We start from the raw sequence: 15,826 nt of genomic DNA on the forward strand, positions 1-15,826 counted from the left end.
GCGTGTGTCCGCGAACCGACTGACCCGCCAGGATATGCGCGCCGACCGGGTCATGCTCTGCCACCGCCGGAGCGGGGTACCCGTGAGCCGGAAGACCGCCTCGGAACAACTCAGGTTAGGCTCACCTCTGTGAGTACGTGCTCAACCGTGTCCCGCGAGCTCGACGAGCCCGTCGCGGGGACCGCTGCCACCGCGAGGACCTGGCTCCTGCTGGAGCAGCCCGGCCCCTGGGGCGCCAAGGCGCTCACGTCGAGCCACCTCGACCCCGCTCTGGGCCGCGCCCTGGAGGCCGCCACGAAGGGCACCGGAGTGCGGATCGCCCTCATCCGGCGCCCGGGACGGCACGCGGACCCCCGGAGGCCCGCCACCCGCCGGGTGTACGCGGCCCACACCGTTCCGGGAAACACGTGGCTGCACACCGCCGCGACCACGGACCCCGAGCGACTGCTCGACCTCGACTTCTCCGCTCTCGGCAGGGGGCGGAGCGACACCTTCGACGGGACGCTCGGCGGACGGCCGCACGGCGGGGACCCGCTCGCCCTCGTCTGCACCAACGGCAAACGCGATCGCTGCTGCGCACTCCTCGGGCGCCCCCTGGCGGCCGAACTCACCGCCTCCGGGGTCCAGGGCGTCTGGGAGGTCACCCATCTGGGCGGGCACCGGTTCGCGCCGACGGTGCTCGTGCTGCCCCACGGCTACGCGTACGGCAGGGCCGGGACGCACACCGTCAAGGAGGCGCTGCACGGCGTGCGGGAGGGCCGGATCCTCGTGGCGGGGTGCCGCGGGAGCTCCGCCTGGGAGCGCCCCGGCCAGGCGGCCGAGCTGGCCGTGCGGACCGAGGCGGGCGAGTACGCCGCCGAGGCGCTGACCGTCGTACGGACGGACGGCGCGGCACCGCGCTGGCAGGTGCTCGTCGCACACGCCGACGGGCGTCGGTGGCGGGTGGAGGTGGCGCAGGGCGCGTCCCTGCCGCCCCGCGCGGAGAGCTGCGGGACGTCGGTGCTGGGCTCACCCGCGCGGATGGACGTGGTGGCGGTGCGCGAGGTGACCGTGAGGGCACTCGCGAGCTGACCGGCCGCACGCGATCGTCCACGGACAGCGGCCCTCCCCGCAGGCCCGGCGGCCCTCCTCCCACGGACAGCGCCCCCTCCCCGCAGGTGCGAGCCGATCCGTGCCACATCCGCCGCAGCCCCCGGTGCCCGCCCACGTACCGTCATGGACATGCGCGCCACCCCCCTCACCCGCCACCTGCGCCTCGGTCTGCCGCGGCGGGTCTTCTCGCAGGTCCTGATGATGCAGCTGTCGATCGCCGCGGGAGTCGCGGTGCTCGCGACCGGGCTGTTCCTCGCGCCGCTCGGTGCCCAGCTGGACGACCAGGCGATGCGCCGCGCGCTCGCCATCGCCCAGACCACCGCCCAGCAGTCACAGATCGCGCGGGACCTGCGGAGCACGTCGCCCACGCCGGACGGACCGGTGCAGCGGGAGGCGGAACGGATCCGGAAGGCCACCGGCGCCGAGTACGTGGTGGTGCTGGACCGCCGGGGCGTGCGCTGGTCGCACACCGACCCCCGCAGGATCGGCGATCCGGTCTCGACCGATCCCGGCGAGGCCCTGGCGGGGCACGAGGTCATGGAGATCGACGACGGCACGCTGGGGCGCTCCGCACGCGGCAAGGTCCCGCTGCGCGACGGCGACGGCGAGATCATCGGGGCGGTCTCGGTCGGCATCGCCTACGACAGTGTCCGGGCCCGGCTGATCCACGCGATCCCGGGGCTCTTCGCGTACGCGGGCGGGGCGCTGGCGGTGGGCGCGCTCGCGGCCTGGCTCGTCTCCCGGCGGGTGCAGCGGCAGACCAGGGACCTGGCCTTCTCCGACATCGCGGCGCTGCTCGCGGAGCGCGAGGCGATGCTGCACGGCATCCGGGAGGGCGTCGTCGCCCTCGACCGCACCGGCCGGGTCCGCCTCCTCAACGACGAGGCCCGGCGCCTGCTGGACCTCGGTGACGAGGCCGTGGGCCGCTTCCCCGACGAGGCGCTCGGCACGGGCCGGACGGCCGACGTGCTGGCCGGCCGGGTGACCGGCGCCGACCTGCTCACCGTCCGCGGGCAGCGCGTCCTGGTCGCCAACCGCATGCCGACCGGCGACGGCGGCGCCGTGGCCACCCTCCGCGACCGGACGGAGCTGGACCGGCTCGGTCGGGAACTGGACTCCACGCGCGGGCTGATCGACGCGCTGCGCGCCCAGGACCACGAGCACGCCAACCGCATGCACACCCTGCTCGGGCTGCTCGAACTCGAGATGTACGACGACGCCGTGGAGTTCGTCGGCGAGGTCGTCGGCGATCACCGGGTGACGGCGGAGCAGATCACCGAGAAAATCCGCGACCCGCTGCTCGCCGCCCTGCTGGTGGGCAAGGCGACGGTCGCGGCCGAGCGGGGCGTGGCCCTGTGGATCACGGACCGGACACGGCTGCCGGACCGGCTGATCGACCCCGGGGGCCTGGTCACCGTCGTCGGGAACCTGGTGGACAACGCGCTCGACGCCGTCGCGGGCACACCGCACGCGCGCGTGGAGGTCGAACTGCGCGCCGAGGGGCGTACGGCGGTGCTCGGTGTACGCGACACCGGGCCCGGAATTCCCGCGGAGCAACGCGAGTTGATCTTCACTGAGGGCTGGTCCACCAAGAAGCCGCCGGACCACCGCGACCGGGGCATCGGGCTCTCCCTCGTCCGCCGGCTCGCCGAACGCCAGGGTGGCGCCGCGACCGTGGACGAGGCGGACGGCGGGGGCGCGGAGTTCACCGTGATCCTGCCCGAGGCACTGACCGAGCCCGGTCCGCCGGCCGCCCTCACCGGGGCGTCCGGCCTCGTGTCCGTGCCCTTGTCCGTGCCCCTGTCCGTCCCGCAGGCCACCGAGGAGGAGCCCTGATGATCGAGGTCCTGGTCGTGGACGACGACGTCCGGGTCGCACACGTCCACGCCGCCTACGTCGAGAAGGTGCCCGGCTTCCACGTGGCCGGCCAGGCGCACAGTGCGGCCGCGGCGCTCACCCTGCTGGAGACGCTCCCGCGGCTGGATCTGGTGCTCCTGGACCACTGTCTGCCCGACCGGACGGGCCTCGAGGTCGTCCGGGAGATGCGCGGGCGCGGCCACCAGACCGATGTGATCATGGTGACGGCGGCGCGGGACGTCGCCACCGTGCAGGCGGCGATGCGGCAGGGCGTACTGCAGTACCTGGTCAAGCCGTTCGCCTTCACCGGACTGCGCGCCAAGCTGGAGGCCTACGCGGAACTGCGCCGCACCCTGGACGGCGGCGGCGAGGCGGAACAGGCCGAGGTGGACCGCATCTTCGGCGCCCTGTCGGCGTCGGCGGCGGAGCCCGCTCTGCCCAAGGGGCACTCCCCCACCACCGCGGAGCTGGTACGCCGGAGCCTGATGAACGCCGGCGGCCCGCTGTCGGCCCAGGAGCTCGCCGACCGCACAGGGGTCAGCCGCCAGACGGCGCAGCGCTATCTCAAGCTCCTGGAGCGCACGGGACGGGCCACGCTGACCCTCAAGTACGGCGACGCGGGCCGCCCGGAGCACCGTTACGTGTGGGCGGGCCGCGCCTGAGGACGCGGGAGGCCCCGGGGTCCGGGCGTCACACCGCCCCCGCGCCGGTCAGCGACCGCACCTCGGTCTCCGCGTGCTTGGCCTCGTCGGGGGCCTCGGCCGAGGTGACCGTGCCGAGCCAGCCCGCCAGGAAGCCCAGCGGGATGGAGATCAGGCCGGGGTTCTGGAGCGGGAAGAGCTGGAAGTCGACGCCGGGGAACAGGGAGTCGGGGCTGCCGGAGACCACCGGGGACAGCAGCACCAGCACCACGGCCGGGATCAGGCCGCCGTAGACGGCCCACACGGCGCCACTGGTGGTGAACCCCCGCCAGAACAGGGAGTAGAGCAGCACGGGCAGGTTGGCGGAGGCGGCCACGGCGAAGGCCAGCCCGACGAGGAAGGCGACGTTGAGGTCGCGGGCCAGCAGTCCGAGCGCGATCGCGAGCACGCCGATGCCGACGGCGGCCACCCGGGCCACGGTCACCTCGCTGTGCGGCTTCCCGCGGCGGCGCCCGGACGCGTACAGGTCGTGGGCGACGGACGCCGAGGAGGCGAGCGTGATCCCGGCGACGACGGCGAGGATCGTGGCGAAGGCGACCGCTGCGACGATCGCGAACAGAACTGTTCCACCGGTGGAGTCGGCGCCGCCGCCGAGGTCGAGCGCCAGCAGGGGGACTGCCGTGTTCCCGGCCGCGTTGGACCCGCGCACGGCCTCCGGTCCGACGACGGCGGCCGCGCCGAACCCGAGGACGATCGTCATCAGGTAGAACCCGCCGATGAGCCCGATCGACCAGACGACCGACCGCCGGGCCGCCCGCGCGGTCGGGACGGTGTAGAAGCGGGACAGGATGTGCGGCAGCCCCGCCGTGCCCAGCACCAGGGCGAGCCCCAGACTGACGAAGTCGAACCGGGAGGTCCAGTCCCCGCCGTAGGCGAGTCCGGGGGCCAGGAACGCCTCCCCGTGACCGCTGCGCTCGGCCGCCGTGAGCAGCAGGCGGTTGAAGTCGCCGTGGAACCGGAGCAGGACGAGGACGGTCAGCGCGATGGTGCCGCCGAGCAGCAGGACCGCCTTGACGATCTGGATCCAGGTGGTGGCCCGCATCCCTCCCAACGAGACGTAGACCACCATCAGCGCGCCGACCCCGACGACGGTCCAGGCCTGCGCCGCCTCGCTCCGGCCGCCGAGCAGCAGCGCGACCAGGCTGCCCGCGCCCACCATCTGCGCCACCAGGTACAGAACGGACACGGTGACCGACGAGGTTCCCGCGGCGATCCGCACGGGCCGTTCCCGCATCCGGGCCGCCACCACGTCGGCGAGGGTGAACCGCCCGCAGTTGCGCACCAGTTCCGCGACCAGGAACAGGACCACGAGCCAGGCCACCAGGAAGCCCACCGAGTACAGCATCCCGTCGTAGCCGAAGAGCGCGATCAGCCCGGAGATGCCGAGGAAGGAAGCGGCCGACATGTAGTCGCCCGCGATGGCAAAACCATTCTCCATCGGCGAGAAGAGCCGGCCACCGGCGTAGAACTCCTCGGCCGATCCCTGCCGTCTGCGGCTCACCCAGGTGGTGATCCCCAGCGTGACCGCGACGAACGCGCTGAACAGCAGCAGCGCCAGCGTCTGGTGATCCTCCGTCACGAGACACCGCCCCGCTCCCGCGCCAACTCCTGGGTCTCCCAGCGGAGTTCCAGCGCGGCCCGGTCCCTGCGCAGCCGTGCGTGCCGGGTGTAGGCCCAGGTGAGCAGGAAGGTGGTCAGGAACTGGCCGAGCCCGGCGAGCAGTCCCACGTTCACGGCGCCGGCCACCGGTCGGGCCATGAGGTCCGGCGCGGCCGTGGCGGCGACGACGTACGCCACGTACCAGGCGCAGAAGACGACGACCGCCGGGACCACGAACCTCCGGTAGCGGCTGCGCACTTCCTGGAACGCCGCGCTGCGCTGCACCTGGAGGTACACGTCGGCCGTGTCCGCGGCCCCCTCCGGCCGACGTGCCGCCGGTTCCGCCGCCGGCCTCACCGACGGAGGCGCCGGGTGCACCGCCGGCGGCGCTCCGGTGCCGGTCGACTCACCCCAGCCCGAGGCGAGGGCGTCGTACCAGGGATCGTCGTGACCCACGTCTGCGGGACCGCCTCCACCCGGGTGGGGACGATCATTGCTTTGCTGCATGCCCAAGGATGGACAGAACGGGAAGATCCCTGACTCTTCTTCCCGTTCCACTTCACCCCATCAGGTGACGGCGGGCCCGCTACGCGTCGATGCGCGACCGGTCGAGCGTCGCCGCCGAGTTGGAGATGAACTCCTTGCGCGGAGCGACGTCGTTGCCCATGAGCAGATCGAAGACATGCTCGGCGGAGTCCAGATCGGTGAGGTTGATCCGGCGCAGGGTGCGGTGACGCGGGTCCATGGTGGTCTCGGCCAGCTGGTCGGCGTCCATCTCGCCGAGGCCCTTGTAGCGCTGGATCGAGTCCTTGTAGCGGATGCCCTTGGTCTGGAAGTCCATCAGCTTGTCGCGCAGTTCGCGGTCCGAGTACGTGTAGACGTACTTCTCCTGCCCCTTCTTGGGCTGGACGAGTTCGATGCGGTGCAGCGGCGGCACCGCGGCGAACACCCGGCCGGACTCGACCATGGGCCGCATGTAGCGGTGGAACAGCGTCAGGAGCAGGGTGCGGATGTGGGAGCCGTCCACATCGGCGTCGGTCATCATGATGATCTTGCCGTAGCGGGCCGCGTCGATGTCGAAGGTCCGCCCCGAGCCGGCCCCTATGACCTGGATGATCGCACCGCACTCCGCGTTCTTCAGCATGTCCGTCACGGACGACTTCTGAACGTTGAGGATCTTGCCGCGGATCGGCAGCAGCGCCTGGAACTCGGAGTTCCGGGCGAGCTTGGCCGTACCGAGCGCGGAGTCCCCCTCGACGATGAACAGCTCACTGCGCTCGACGTCGTCGCTGCGGCAGTCGGCCAGCTTGGCGGGCAGGGAGGAGGTTTCCAGCGCGGTCTTGCGGCGCTGGGCGTCCTTGTGCTGGCGGGCGGCGATACGGGTACGGGCCGCCGCGACGGCCTTCTCCAGGACGACCCGGGCCTGCTGGGCGTCATCGCGCTTGGTGGAGGTCAGGAAGGCCTTGAGCTCCCGGGAGATCACCGTGTTCACGATGCGGCGGGCCGCCGAGGTGCCGAGGACCTCCTTGGTCTGGCCCTCGAACTGCGGCTCGGCCAGGCGGACGGTGACGACGGCCGTGAGGCCCTCCAGGGCGTCGTCCTTGACGATGTCGTCCTCGGCCACGCGCAGCAGCTTCTTGGTGCGCAGCACCTCGTTCACCGTCTTGGCGACGGCCTGCTCGAAACCGGCGACGTGGGTGCCCCCCTTGGGGGTGGCGATGATGTTGACGAACGACCGGAGCGTCGTGTCGTAGCCGGTCCCCCAGCGCATCGCGACGTCGACACCGAGTTCGCGGGTCATCTCGGTGGGTGTCATCTGGCCGTGCTCGTCCAGAACCGGGACCGTCTCCTTGAAGCTGCCCTGGCCCGTGAAGCGGAGGGTGTCGCAGACGGCCTTGTCGGTGGCCAGGAACTCGCAGAACTCGCTGATGCCGCCGTCGAAGCGGAAGGACTCCTCGCCTTTGCTGTCGCCGTCGCCGAGCCCGTACTCGTCGCGGACGACGATGGTCAGGCCGGGCACCAGGAAAGCGGTCTGGCGGGCACGCTGGTGCAGGGTCTCCAGGGTGAGCCTGGCGTCCTTGAGGAAGATCTGGCGGTCGGCCCAGTAGCGCACCCGGGTGCCGCTGCGGGTCTTCGGGATCTTCTTGGCCTTGCGCACCCCGCTCCCGGCCTCGAACTTCGCGTCGGGGCCCGCGGCGGCGAAGGCGCCGGGGACCCCCCGGCGGAAGCTGATCGCGTGGGTGTGCCCGCCGCGGTCCACCTCGACGTCCAGCCGCGCGGACAGCGCGTTGACGACGGACGCGCCGACGCCGTGCAGTCCGCCGGACGCGGCGTACGAGCCGCCGCCGAACTTGCCGCCGGCGTGCAGCTTGGTCATGACGACCTCGACACCGGAGAGGCCTGTCTTGGGTTCCACGTCGACCGGGATGCCGCGGCCGTTGTCCCGGACCTCCACCGAACCGTCGTCGTGGAGGATCACCTCGATGTGGTCGCAGTGGCCCCCGAGGGCCTCGTCCACCGAGTTGTCGATGATCTCCCACAGGCAGTGCATCAGACCGCGGCTGTCGGTCGACCCGATGTACATCCCGGGGCGTTTCCGCACGGCCTCGAGCCCCTCGAGGACGAGCAGGTGCCGCGCGGTGTAGTTGGAACCGTCCCGGTCTGCTCCTGCCAGCAGCGCTGTGGACGGCACGGACGTCTCGGCGGTCACGCGGTTCGCTCCTCGCTGAATTTCAGATGGGGCCCTCATGGGTAAGGGCACGTCACTTGTCACCGGTGAGAGGGTACCGAGGCCTGGTAGAGCCGTTGTCACGCCACCCACGTCTGAAACGTAGACTAGTCGAGAGTCGTATACCTGTTCGATCCCTCGATGGAGTGAAGCACACATCACGTTCCCTTCCAGGCATGAACCATTTAGGCTCCGGGCACGTCCTCAAGAACAACCGGCAACCCAGCCGGGAGGGCCGACCACCACCGATCCGACGCGAATCCGTACGACGACACAGCCACGCGATACGGCACATTCGCCCCCAACCGGCAGCACCCAGCCACCTCGGAAAGAATTTTTCGAGAAGAAGCCACGAGCGGGAACGTTTTGGGGCTGGTTGGATGTTGACCCTGGTACGACAGCTCGTCGAGCTAGAGAAGAGGCGACGTGACTACTGTTCTGACCCCCGCGAGCCCGCTGACGGCCGCCGATCGCTGCGACCGCTGCGGCGCCCAGGCATACCTGCGCGTCGTCCTGCTGAGCGGCGGAGAACTGCTCTTCTGCGCCCACCACGGCCGCAAGTTCGAGCCGGAACTCAAGAAGATCGCCGCCGAGATACAGGACGAGACGGAGCGGCTGACCTCGCCCTCGGCGAGTTCCGCCGAGGAAGAGCGCTGACACCTCGCGCACCACGACGGGCCGGTCCCTCACGGGCCGACAGGGAGGGCGACCGCCCCGAAGCCGAAGCGGCCGCCCTCCCTGTGCGCGAGGAACATCACGAGAAACACCGCGAGGAGCACCCGGCAAGCGCCCGAGGACCGCTCCCCGCGAGTTCCGAGGCCTGCCTCAGGGCCTCCCGGGCGCCTTGAGGCGCCCTTCCGTGATTGTCATGTTCACGACCATCACGCGGATGTCCGGTCGAGGGTCCGCACCACCTCTGACACACGCGTGTAGACCCCCGGACTACTCTCCCAGCCGCAGCCGCTCCCCCAGGACACCAGGCCGATCAGCCGCCCCCGGGCCACCAGCGGCCCACCACTGTCCCCCTGGCAGGCGTCCGGCCCGCCGGCCTCCTCACCGGCGCACAGCATGGTCCCCGCGCGATACTCGCCTTCGTCACCCCCCGGGTACGCGGCCTCGCACAGGGTGTCGCGCAGGACGCGCACATGTGCCGCGTGCAGGCTGCCCGCGAAGGAACCGGCACCCGTGGTGTCGCCCCAGCCGTAGACGGTCGCGGCCGAGCCGACCCGGTACCCGGGATCACCCGCGGCGGCCATGCCGATGACCGCCTCCGAGGGCAGCGCCGCGGCCAGGGTGAGTACGGCGAAGTCGCCGGAGTTGCTGGCCGGGTCGTAGTCCGGGTTCACCCAGGCCTTCCGGACGGCTATCTCCTCGCCCCGGTCCGAGAGCAACTCCGTACGGCCCGATATCACCCTGAGGTCGGGCACCCGGTCCGGCGCGGCCCCCAGGGTCTCCTTGCCCATGCAGTGGGCAGCGGTGAGCACGGTGGTCCGGCCGACGGCCACACCGCCGCAGAACTGCCCCGCCCGGGTACCTCCGAACCGGTCACGACTGGCCAGTGCCACCGTCCACGGGCTCTCGGACACATCGATCGGGAATCCTCCGACGACGACACCGCCGGGGGCCGCTGGAGCCGCCGGAGCGGCCGCTGCCAGCGGTATCGCGGTCGCTGCGGCGGCGAGGGCCAGTGGCCGGACCAGAATCCGGGCTAGGCGACGACGCATGCGCACTCCTCACACTGGGGCGTTGATGGGACACCCAGAGTGATCCACCTCGTCGCACCACGCACCCGCGGAACACCTCTGAGGCCCGGTCCCGAGAACGGGACCGGGCCTCAGAGGACACGTGGCTCGACGCCTGGCGGGAACGGCCTCGTACGGCTGCCCGCCGCGGCGCGGCGGCCGTACGGGCGGCCTAGTCGAGGTAGTCGCGCAGCACCTGGGAACGGGACGGATGGCGCAGCTTCGACATGGTCTTGGACTCGATCTGGCGGATGCGCTCGCGCGTGACGCCGTACACCTTGCCGATCTCGTCGAGGGTCTTCGGCTGACCGTCGGTGAGACCGAAACGCATGGAGACGACGCCCGCCTCGCGCTCGGACAGGGTGTCCAGGACGGAGTGCAGTTGCTCCTGCAGAAGCGTGAAGCTGACCGCGTCGGCCGGGACGACCGCCTCGGAGTCCTCGATGAGGTCGCCGAACTCGCTGTCGCCGTCCTCGCCCAGCGGGGTGTGCAGGGAGATGGGTTCGCGGCCGTACTTCTGGACCTCGATGACCTTCTCCGGGGTCATGTCGAGTTCCTTGGCCAGCTCCTCCGGGGTGGGCTCACGGCCCAGGTCCTGGAGCATCTGGCGCTGCACGCGCGCGAGCTTGTTGATGACCTCGACCATGTGCACCGGGATACGGATGGTGCGGGCCTGGTCGGCCATCGCGCGGGTGATCGCCTGACGGATCCACCAGGTGGCGTAGGTGGAGAACTTGTAGCCCTTGGTGTAGTCGAACTTCTCCACCGCGCGGATCAGACCGAGGTTGCCCTCCTGGATGAGGTCCAGGAAGAGCATGCCGCGACCGGTGTAGCGCTTGGCCAGGGAGACCACCAGACGGAGGTTGGCCTCCAGGAGGTGGTTCTTGGCACGGCGCCCGTCCTCGGCGATGATCTCCAGCTCGCGCTTGAGCTTCGGCGCCAGCTTGTCGGAGTTGGCCAGCTTGTCCTCGGCGAACAGACCGGCTTCGATCCGCTTGGCGAGTTCGACCTCCTGCTCGGCGTTGAGCAGGGGCACCTTGCCGATCTGCTTGAGGTAGTCCTTGACCGGGTCGGCGGTGGCACCGGCGGCGGCGACCTGCTGGGCGGGCGCGTCGTCCTCGTCCTCGTCGGACAGGACGAAACCGGCGTTCTCCGTGCCCTCCGGCTCCTCCGTCGCCTTGGTCTCCTCGACGGTCTCTTCGTCCGTCGCCTCGATGTCGTCCTTCTTGGCCGTGGTCTTCTTCGCGGCCGTCTTCTTCGCGGTGGCCTTCTTGGCGGCCGTCTTCTTCGCGGTGGTCTTCTTGGCAGCCGCCTTCTTGGCGGGCGCCCCCTCCTCGGCGGCGGCGTCGGCGGCGGGTGCGGCAGGTGTGGCTGAGGCGCTGGTCTTCCGGGTGGTCGCCGCCTTCGCCGCGACCGTCTTGGTGGCGGTGCGCTTGGCGGGACTCTTCGCTGCGACGCTCTTTCGGGTGCGCTTGGGCTCCGCGGCACTGACCATCAGCGTCACACCCTCTTCCTCGAGGATCTGGTTGAGGCTGCGCAGTACGTTCTTCCACTGAGTGGCCGGAATCTGGTCAGCTTCGAAGGCCCGACGCACGTCATCGCCGGCGATCTGCCCCTCAGCCTTTCCCCGCTCGATGAGCGCCATGACAGAGACGGATTCGGCGATCTCCGGCGGGAGCGTACGGGATGTGCTGGCCGACACGAACAACCTCTCGGAACGTTGAATAACGGCTTCCGGCCCCGTCCACGACGGACAGGAGCCGACCGCCGACTTGGGGATGGGCCGACGGTGCGGGCGGGGGCCGGGGAGGTGCACAGCGCCGTGAACGGCGTCCGTATTCCCTCTGCGACTGCCACCTCTTAGGTCATCGCGTTCTTTCCAGGAGTGTTACGCCCAATCCGCGTGGCCCGAGTCACACCCCGTAAGTGCCCAGAATCGATCAGACCGGGACAGAAACGGTCACTCAGGGGTGACAGCGACACGGTGCCGAACCTTACGGCCCCTTCACCACTGTAGGACCCCGCGGGACCAAAGGTGATCCCGCGGGGTCCTGCAGGAGGCGGCTCGCCGGTCGGACGCTGCCACAGGAGGGGGGTGGCACGTCGGACCCGGCCGCCTCCGGAACACGGTCGGTGCTCGCGCGAAGGACGCGCGGGGGTGTTCGGTGCGCGGGGTTTCAGTGCTCGCGCGGAGCGGGCACCACGGGGTGGACCATCAGCAGCTGGCTCATGGCGGCCTCGGCCGCCTCGCCGTCACCGCCGGCGAGGGCCTCGACGATCTGGCCGTGGTGCGCGAGCGACGTCTCGTTGGGCCGCTCACAGCCCGTGGCCGGCCCACCCGAGACCTGCAGCGCGGCGGACACGATCCCGGAGAGGTGCTCCAGCATGCGGTTGCCGGCGACCTGGATGAGCAGCGAATGGAACTCGCAGTCGGCCCGGGCGAAGGTCAGCGCGTCCCCCTGCCCCATCGCGTGGCCCATGATCTCCACCATGTCGGACAGACGCTGCTGAACGTCCTCACGTCCGTGCCCGGCGGCGAGACGGGCGGCCAGCGGCTCGATCGTCCAGCGCAGCTCGCAGAGCTCACGGCGCTGGTCGTCCCGCTGAGGCCCGAAGGCCCGCCACTCGATGATGTCCGCGTCGAGGAGGTTCCAGTCGCTGACCGGGCGCACGCGCGTACCGACGTTCGGGCGGGCACTGACCAGCCCCTTGGCCTCCAGGACACGGAGCGATTCACGGACGACCGTGCGGGAGACCTCGAAGCGCTGGCCGATCTCCTCGGGAACCAGGGGGCGGTCGGCTCCCAGATCGCCCGAAACGATCATCTGACCCAGCTGCTGGACGAGTTGACCGTGCAGCCCGCGCCCACGGCTGCCCGCGGTGCGGCGGCCCGCGCGGCCCAGTTCGGGGTCGGTGTCCCAGACAGGGGCCCCGGCGCGGCCGCCGACGGGTGTGTCGGCATAGGGGTAGCGGTCGATTTCGCCCGGGTTCGCGAGGCCGGAGTCTGCGGAGCGGGCGGTGGTCATCATGGTGTGCGCAAGGGTACTCACGCATCTTTTGTCGGCGCGGCTCCCAACTCCCTTGAGGAGTTTGGTGAAAAGCACACGAAAGGGTGATCGCTCACCCCGTCGCAATTGACGCCTTATCGGAAAGAAGTGGGCTCCCTCCGGGGAGTTGTCGGCACGGGCGGATCGATCGAGTCACGGTCGGTCGTCAACGGGCCCTGTTCCGCAAGGATGTGAACAGATACAGGCAAAGCAACACCCCCAGTGACAACGCCAGGGCGCCGCCCACAGGCTGGGCGAACATCCGCAACGCGCCCTCCAGATGACGCTCACCCCCGAAGGGCCACTGGAGCGGGAACATTTCACGCAGCCGCAGCGGCAACCCCGCCGCGCTCCGCGCCGACGGCCCGCTGACCGCCTTCCGCAGCAGGGGCACGACGAGGAGGGGGACGGCGACGACCACGGCGAGCCCGGCGGTGGTGGACCGGAAGATCCCCGCCGCCAGCACCCCGGTCCAGGCGCACCCGATCGCAAGTCCGAGCCAACTCACCCCGAGCGGGAACCAGTCGCCGGGGACTTCGACGAGTTCCCGGCCGTACACGAGATAGAGCACTTCGGCGTCGCACCCGATCGTCAGCACGGCCAGCACCAGCGCGGTGGCCGAGGCGACGAGGAGTTTCGCGCCCAGCAGCCCCAGGCGCCGGGGCACGCTGCCCCGGTCCGCCGCCAGAGCGGGGTGGCGGAACTCGTCGCCGGAGGCCAGCGCGCCGAGCAGTCCCGCCCCGAAGGCCGCGGGCGGCAGGGGCAACTCCCTGGGCCACGCCGCGAGCAGCCGCGGCTGCGGGGTGTGCCCGGTGCGGGCCAGCAGTACCGCGGTGAGCATGGACACCGCGAGCACGACGGCGCCGACGAGGAACCCGGTACCGACGCCGGTGACCCGACGGATCTCGTAACGCACCGGACGGAGGGGGCGGGGGGCGGGACGGACCGAGATGGGAGGCGGCAGACCGACCGAGGACTCCCGGAGACGGTCTCCGCCACCGGCACGGGGCCCGGCCGGGTCCTTGGCGGCGGAGGGCAGCGGGTCGGAGGACGGTCCGACGGCGGGGTGCGTCTCACCGGCAGGGGACGGCGTGGCGACGGGGGGTGGAGTGTCAGCAAGAGTCGGCGTGGCGGCAGGCGGTGGCGTGGCGGCGGAGGATGGCCCACCCGAGAGGGCCGACGGCTGCTCGGTGTGCGGCGTGCCCGCGCCGGGTCCCATGTCCCCTACCTCGTCAGCGAGTTGGTGTACGACGACGCCGTTCCGGAACGCGATCTCACCCACGTCGGCGCAGGTACTGCCGTAGACGGAGATGCGGTTGCCGCCCTCCTGAGCCACCTCCACGGAACGCCGGTCGGTACGGGCCTCCTTGGCGAGCAGCGCGGACAGACGGGCGGCGTGCGGCGTGCGGACGGCGACGCGGGGGCGAAGCCGGGTGCGCGAGAAGTCCGCGGCCTGCTGGTCGGCCACGATCCGGCCCTGCTCGAGGGTGACCACCCGGTCCGCGACGCGCGCCGCCTCCTTGGGGTCGGCCGTCGTGCTCAGGACGGTGCCGCCTCGGGCCGCGTAAGCCCGGAGCGTGTTGTGGAGCCAGCGGTTCTCGCCGGTGGAGAGTCCGCGGGCGGGTTCGTCGAGCACGAGGGTGTGCGGGTCCGCCAGCAGCGCGCAGGCCAGCCCGAGGCGTCGGTCCATACCGCGCGAGAGCGTGCCGAGGCGTTCCTCGCGCAGACTCACCAGCCCGACGGCTTCCAGGACTTCGTCGGCCCGGCGGACCGGGACTCCCACGGCGGCGCACAGCATGCGCAGGTGTCCGCGGACGGTACGTGCGGGGTGACCCGGCACTTCGCCCAGCAGCACGCCGACTTCACGGAAAGGGTGCCCGATGCGGTGCAGGGGACGGCCCCTGAAGCAGGTGACTCCACGGCCCGGTTGGAGTTCGAGCATGAGTCTGAGCACCGTCGTCTTGCCTGCGCCCGGTGCTCCGAGCAGCGCGGTGACGTGGCCTGCGTGTGCCTCGAAGGAGACGTCGTCGACGGCGGGCGGAAGCTCTTTGCGAGGGTTGCTGGTCAGTCCGAAGGCCTGGATCACCCGAAGCAAGATAGCGCGCCATATCGGGTTTTCCGGGCATCACCAGGCTTACCGGGAACGGGGAGCCAGCCGTGCGGGATGCCCGGTGCGCCCCCTGCGTCACACTTCGGGGCGCAGCATCGGCGGGTTGAGCAAGGTGGCTCCGCCGGCCCGGAAGAGCTGAGCGGGGCGACCGCCCTGCCGGGTGGTCGTGCCGCCCGTCGGAACCAGAAAGCCGGGCGTTCCCGTCACTTTGCGGTGGAAGTTGCGCGGGTCCAGTGCCACCCCCCACACGGCCTCGTAGACGCGGCGCAGCTCACCGACGGTGAACTCGGGCGGGCAGAAGGCCGTGGCCAGCGACGAGTACTCGATCTTGGAGCGGGCGCGCTCCACCCCGTCCGCCAGGATCCGGGCGTGGTCGAAGGCGAGGGGCACCACCGGTTCGTCGCCTCTGCCGTACCCCGCCTGTTGCAGCAGTTCATCGACCTGGGCCCACCGTGCGTTGCTGGCGTCGCCGCCCGCCCTGGGTGCGGGCAGGTCGGGAGCGAGTGCGAGGTGCGCGACGCTGACGACACGCATCCGGGGGTCGCGCTTGGGGTCGCCGTAGGTGGCGAGCTGTTCCAGATGCGCGCCGTCGGCCTGGGCGGGGGCTGCGGGGTCGTGCACCCGCAGCCCGGTCTCCTCCGCCAGTTCGCGCGCCGCGGCCTGGGACAGGTCCTCGTCGGCCCGTACGAATCCGCCGGGCAGCGCCCACCGCCCCTGGAACGGCGGTTCGCCCCTGCGGACCGCCAGCGCGCACAGGGCATGGCGGCGCACGGTCAGCACGACCAGGTCCACGGTGACGGCGAAGGGCGGAAAGGCTGACGGGTCGTAGGACATGCGGCGATCATAGTCGTCTCCCTGACGATAAACACTCCCTTCGCTGACACGTCACCTCTCCGCCTCCTCGCCTCGCTGACGAGCCGGCTCACCCGCCCACCTGTGCGGCGGGGCTC

Annotated in this window: 12 protein-coding genes; 4 read left to right on the forward strand and 8 right to left on the reverse strand. The window is 71.2% G+C overall.

The window, feature by feature from the left end; genetic code table 11:
• Nucleotides 1–129 precede the first annotated feature (129 nt).
• From PYS65_RS09490 to PYS65_RS09500, 3 genes are all read left to right on the forward strand, one after another.
• Nucleotides 130–1,071, forward strand: a complete 942-nt coding sequence (locus tag PYS65_RS09490; RefSeq protein ID WP_279333413.1) for a sucrase ferredoxin — start codon at nt 130–132, stop codon at nt 1,069–1,071.
• Nucleotides 1,072–1,221: 150 nt separating this feature from the next.
• Nucleotides 1,222–2,928, forward strand: a complete 1,707-nt coding sequence (locus PYS65_RS09495) for a sensor histidine kinase (RefSeq protein WP_279333414.1) — start codon at nt 1,222–1,224, stop codon at nt 2,926–2,928.
• Nucleotides 2,928–3,611 (forward strand): response regulator, encoded by a 684-nt coding sequence (locus tag PYS65_RS09500; protein WP_279333415.1) that lies wholly within the window; start codon nt 2,928–2,930, stop codon nt 3,609–3,611. The genes PYS65_RS09495 and PYS65_RS09500 overlap by 1 nt, the downstream gene beginning before the upstream one ends.
• Nucleotides 3,612–3,639: 28 nt before the next feature.
• Here PYS65_RS09500 and PYS65_RS09505 read toward each other — a convergent pair whose 3' ends face one another.
• The 3 genes from PYS65_RS09505 to PYS65_RS09515 form a co-directional block, all read right to left on the reverse strand.
• Nucleotides 3,640–5,229: a solute symporter family protein gene (locus tag PYS65_RS09505; protein WP_279333416.1), complete on the reverse strand. Its 1,590-nt coding sequence runs from the start codon at nt 5,227–5,229 to the stop codon at nt 3,640–3,642.
• Complete coding sequence (locus tag PYS65_RS09510; protein ID WP_279333417.1) at nt 5,226–5,756, reverse strand: DUF485 domain-containing protein; 531 nt, start codon at nt 5,754–5,756, stop codon at nt 5,226–5,228. Before PYS65_RS09510 ends, PYS65_RS09505 begins: the two co-directional genes overlap by 4 nt.
• Nucleotides 5,757–5,835: 79 nt before the next feature.
• Nucleotides 5,836–7,959, reverse strand: a complete 2,124-nt coding sequence (locus PYS65_RS09515; protein ID WP_279333418.1) for a DNA gyrase/topoisomerase IV subunit B — start codon at nt 7,957–7,959, stop codon at nt 5,836–5,838.
• A 444-nt stretch (nt 7,960–8,403) separates the two neighbouring features.
• Between PYS65_RS09515 and PYS65_RS09520 the strand changes: the two genes are divergently transcribed.
• The gene (locus PYS65_RS09520) at nt 8,404–8,634 is read left to right on the forward strand and encodes a DUF7455 domain-containing protein (RefSeq protein WP_279333419.1); all 231 of its coding nucleotides are present in this window, start codon (nt 8,404–8,406) and stop codon (nt 8,632–8,634) included.
• A gap of 224 nt (nt 8,635–8,858) precedes the next feature.
• On the opposite strand, the gene PYS65_RS09525 is transcribed toward PYS65_RS09520, so the two are convergent.
• From PYS65_RS09525 to PYS65_RS09545, 5 genes are all read right to left on the reverse strand, one after another.
• A complete protein-coding gene (locus PYS65_RS09525; protein ID WP_279333420.1) occupies nt 8,859–9,701 on the reverse strand; it encodes a S1 family peptidase in 843 nt (280 codons plus the stop codon).
• A 190-nt stretch (nt 9,702–9,891) separates the two neighbouring features.
• The gene (locus PYS65_RS09530) at nt 9,892–11,421 is read right to left on the reverse strand and encodes an RNA polymerase sigma factor (RefSeq protein ID WP_279333421.1); all 1,530 of its coding nucleotides are present in this window, start codon (nt 11,419–11,421) and stop codon (nt 9,892–9,894) included.
• A 475-nt stretch (nt 11,422–11,896) separates the two neighbouring features.
• Nucleotides 11,897–12,769, reverse strand: coding sequence for a FadR/GntR family transcriptional regulator (locus PYS65_RS09535; RefSeq protein ID WP_279333422.1), 873 nt, complete (start codon nt 12,767–12,769; stop codon nt 11,897–11,899).
• A 163-nt stretch (nt 12,770–12,932) separates the two neighbouring features.
• The gene (locus PYS65_RS09540; RefSeq protein WP_279333423.1) at nt 12,933–14,852 is read right to left on the reverse strand and encodes an ATP-binding cassette domain-containing protein; all 1,920 of its coding nucleotides are present in this window, start codon (nt 14,850–14,852) and stop codon (nt 12,933–12,935) included.
• Between the two features lie 99 nt (nt 14,853–14,951).
• A complete protein-coding gene (locus PYS65_RS09545) occupies nt 14,952–15,710 on the reverse strand; it encodes an NUDIX hydrolase (protein WP_279333424.1) in 759 nt (252 codons plus the stop codon).
• Nucleotides 15,711–15,826 lie beyond the last annotated feature (116 nt).

Origin of the sequence: Streptomyces cathayae, assembly GCF_029760955.1 — a bacterium.
Classification (GTDB): Bacteria; Actinomycetota; Actinomycetes; order Streptomycetales; family Streptomycetaceae; genus Streptomyces; species Streptomyces cathayae.

Bases quoted from the DNA above. Each gene is read 5' to 3' on its own strand.
- PYS65_RS09495 (WP_279333414.1), top strand. From the start codon at position 1,222: ATGCGCGCCACCCCCCTCACCCGCCACCTGCGCCTCGGTCTGCCGCGG.
- PYS65_RS09545 (WP_279333424.1), bottom strand. From the start codon at position 15,710: ATGTCCTACGACCCGTCAGCCTTTCCGCCCTTCGCCGTCACCGTGGAC.
- PYS65_RS09500 (WP_279333415.1), top strand. From the start codon at position 2,928: ATGATCGAGGTCCTGGTCGTGGACGACGACGTCCGGGTCGCACACGTC.
- PYS65_RS09510 (WP_279333417.1), bottom strand. From the start codon at position 5,756: ATGCAGCAAAGCAATGATCGTCCCCACCCGGGTGGAGGCGGTCCCGCA.
- PYS65_RS09525 (WP_279333420.1), bottom strand. From the start codon at position 9,701: ATGCGTCGTCGCCTAGCCCGGATTCTGGTCCGGCCACTGGCCCTCGCC.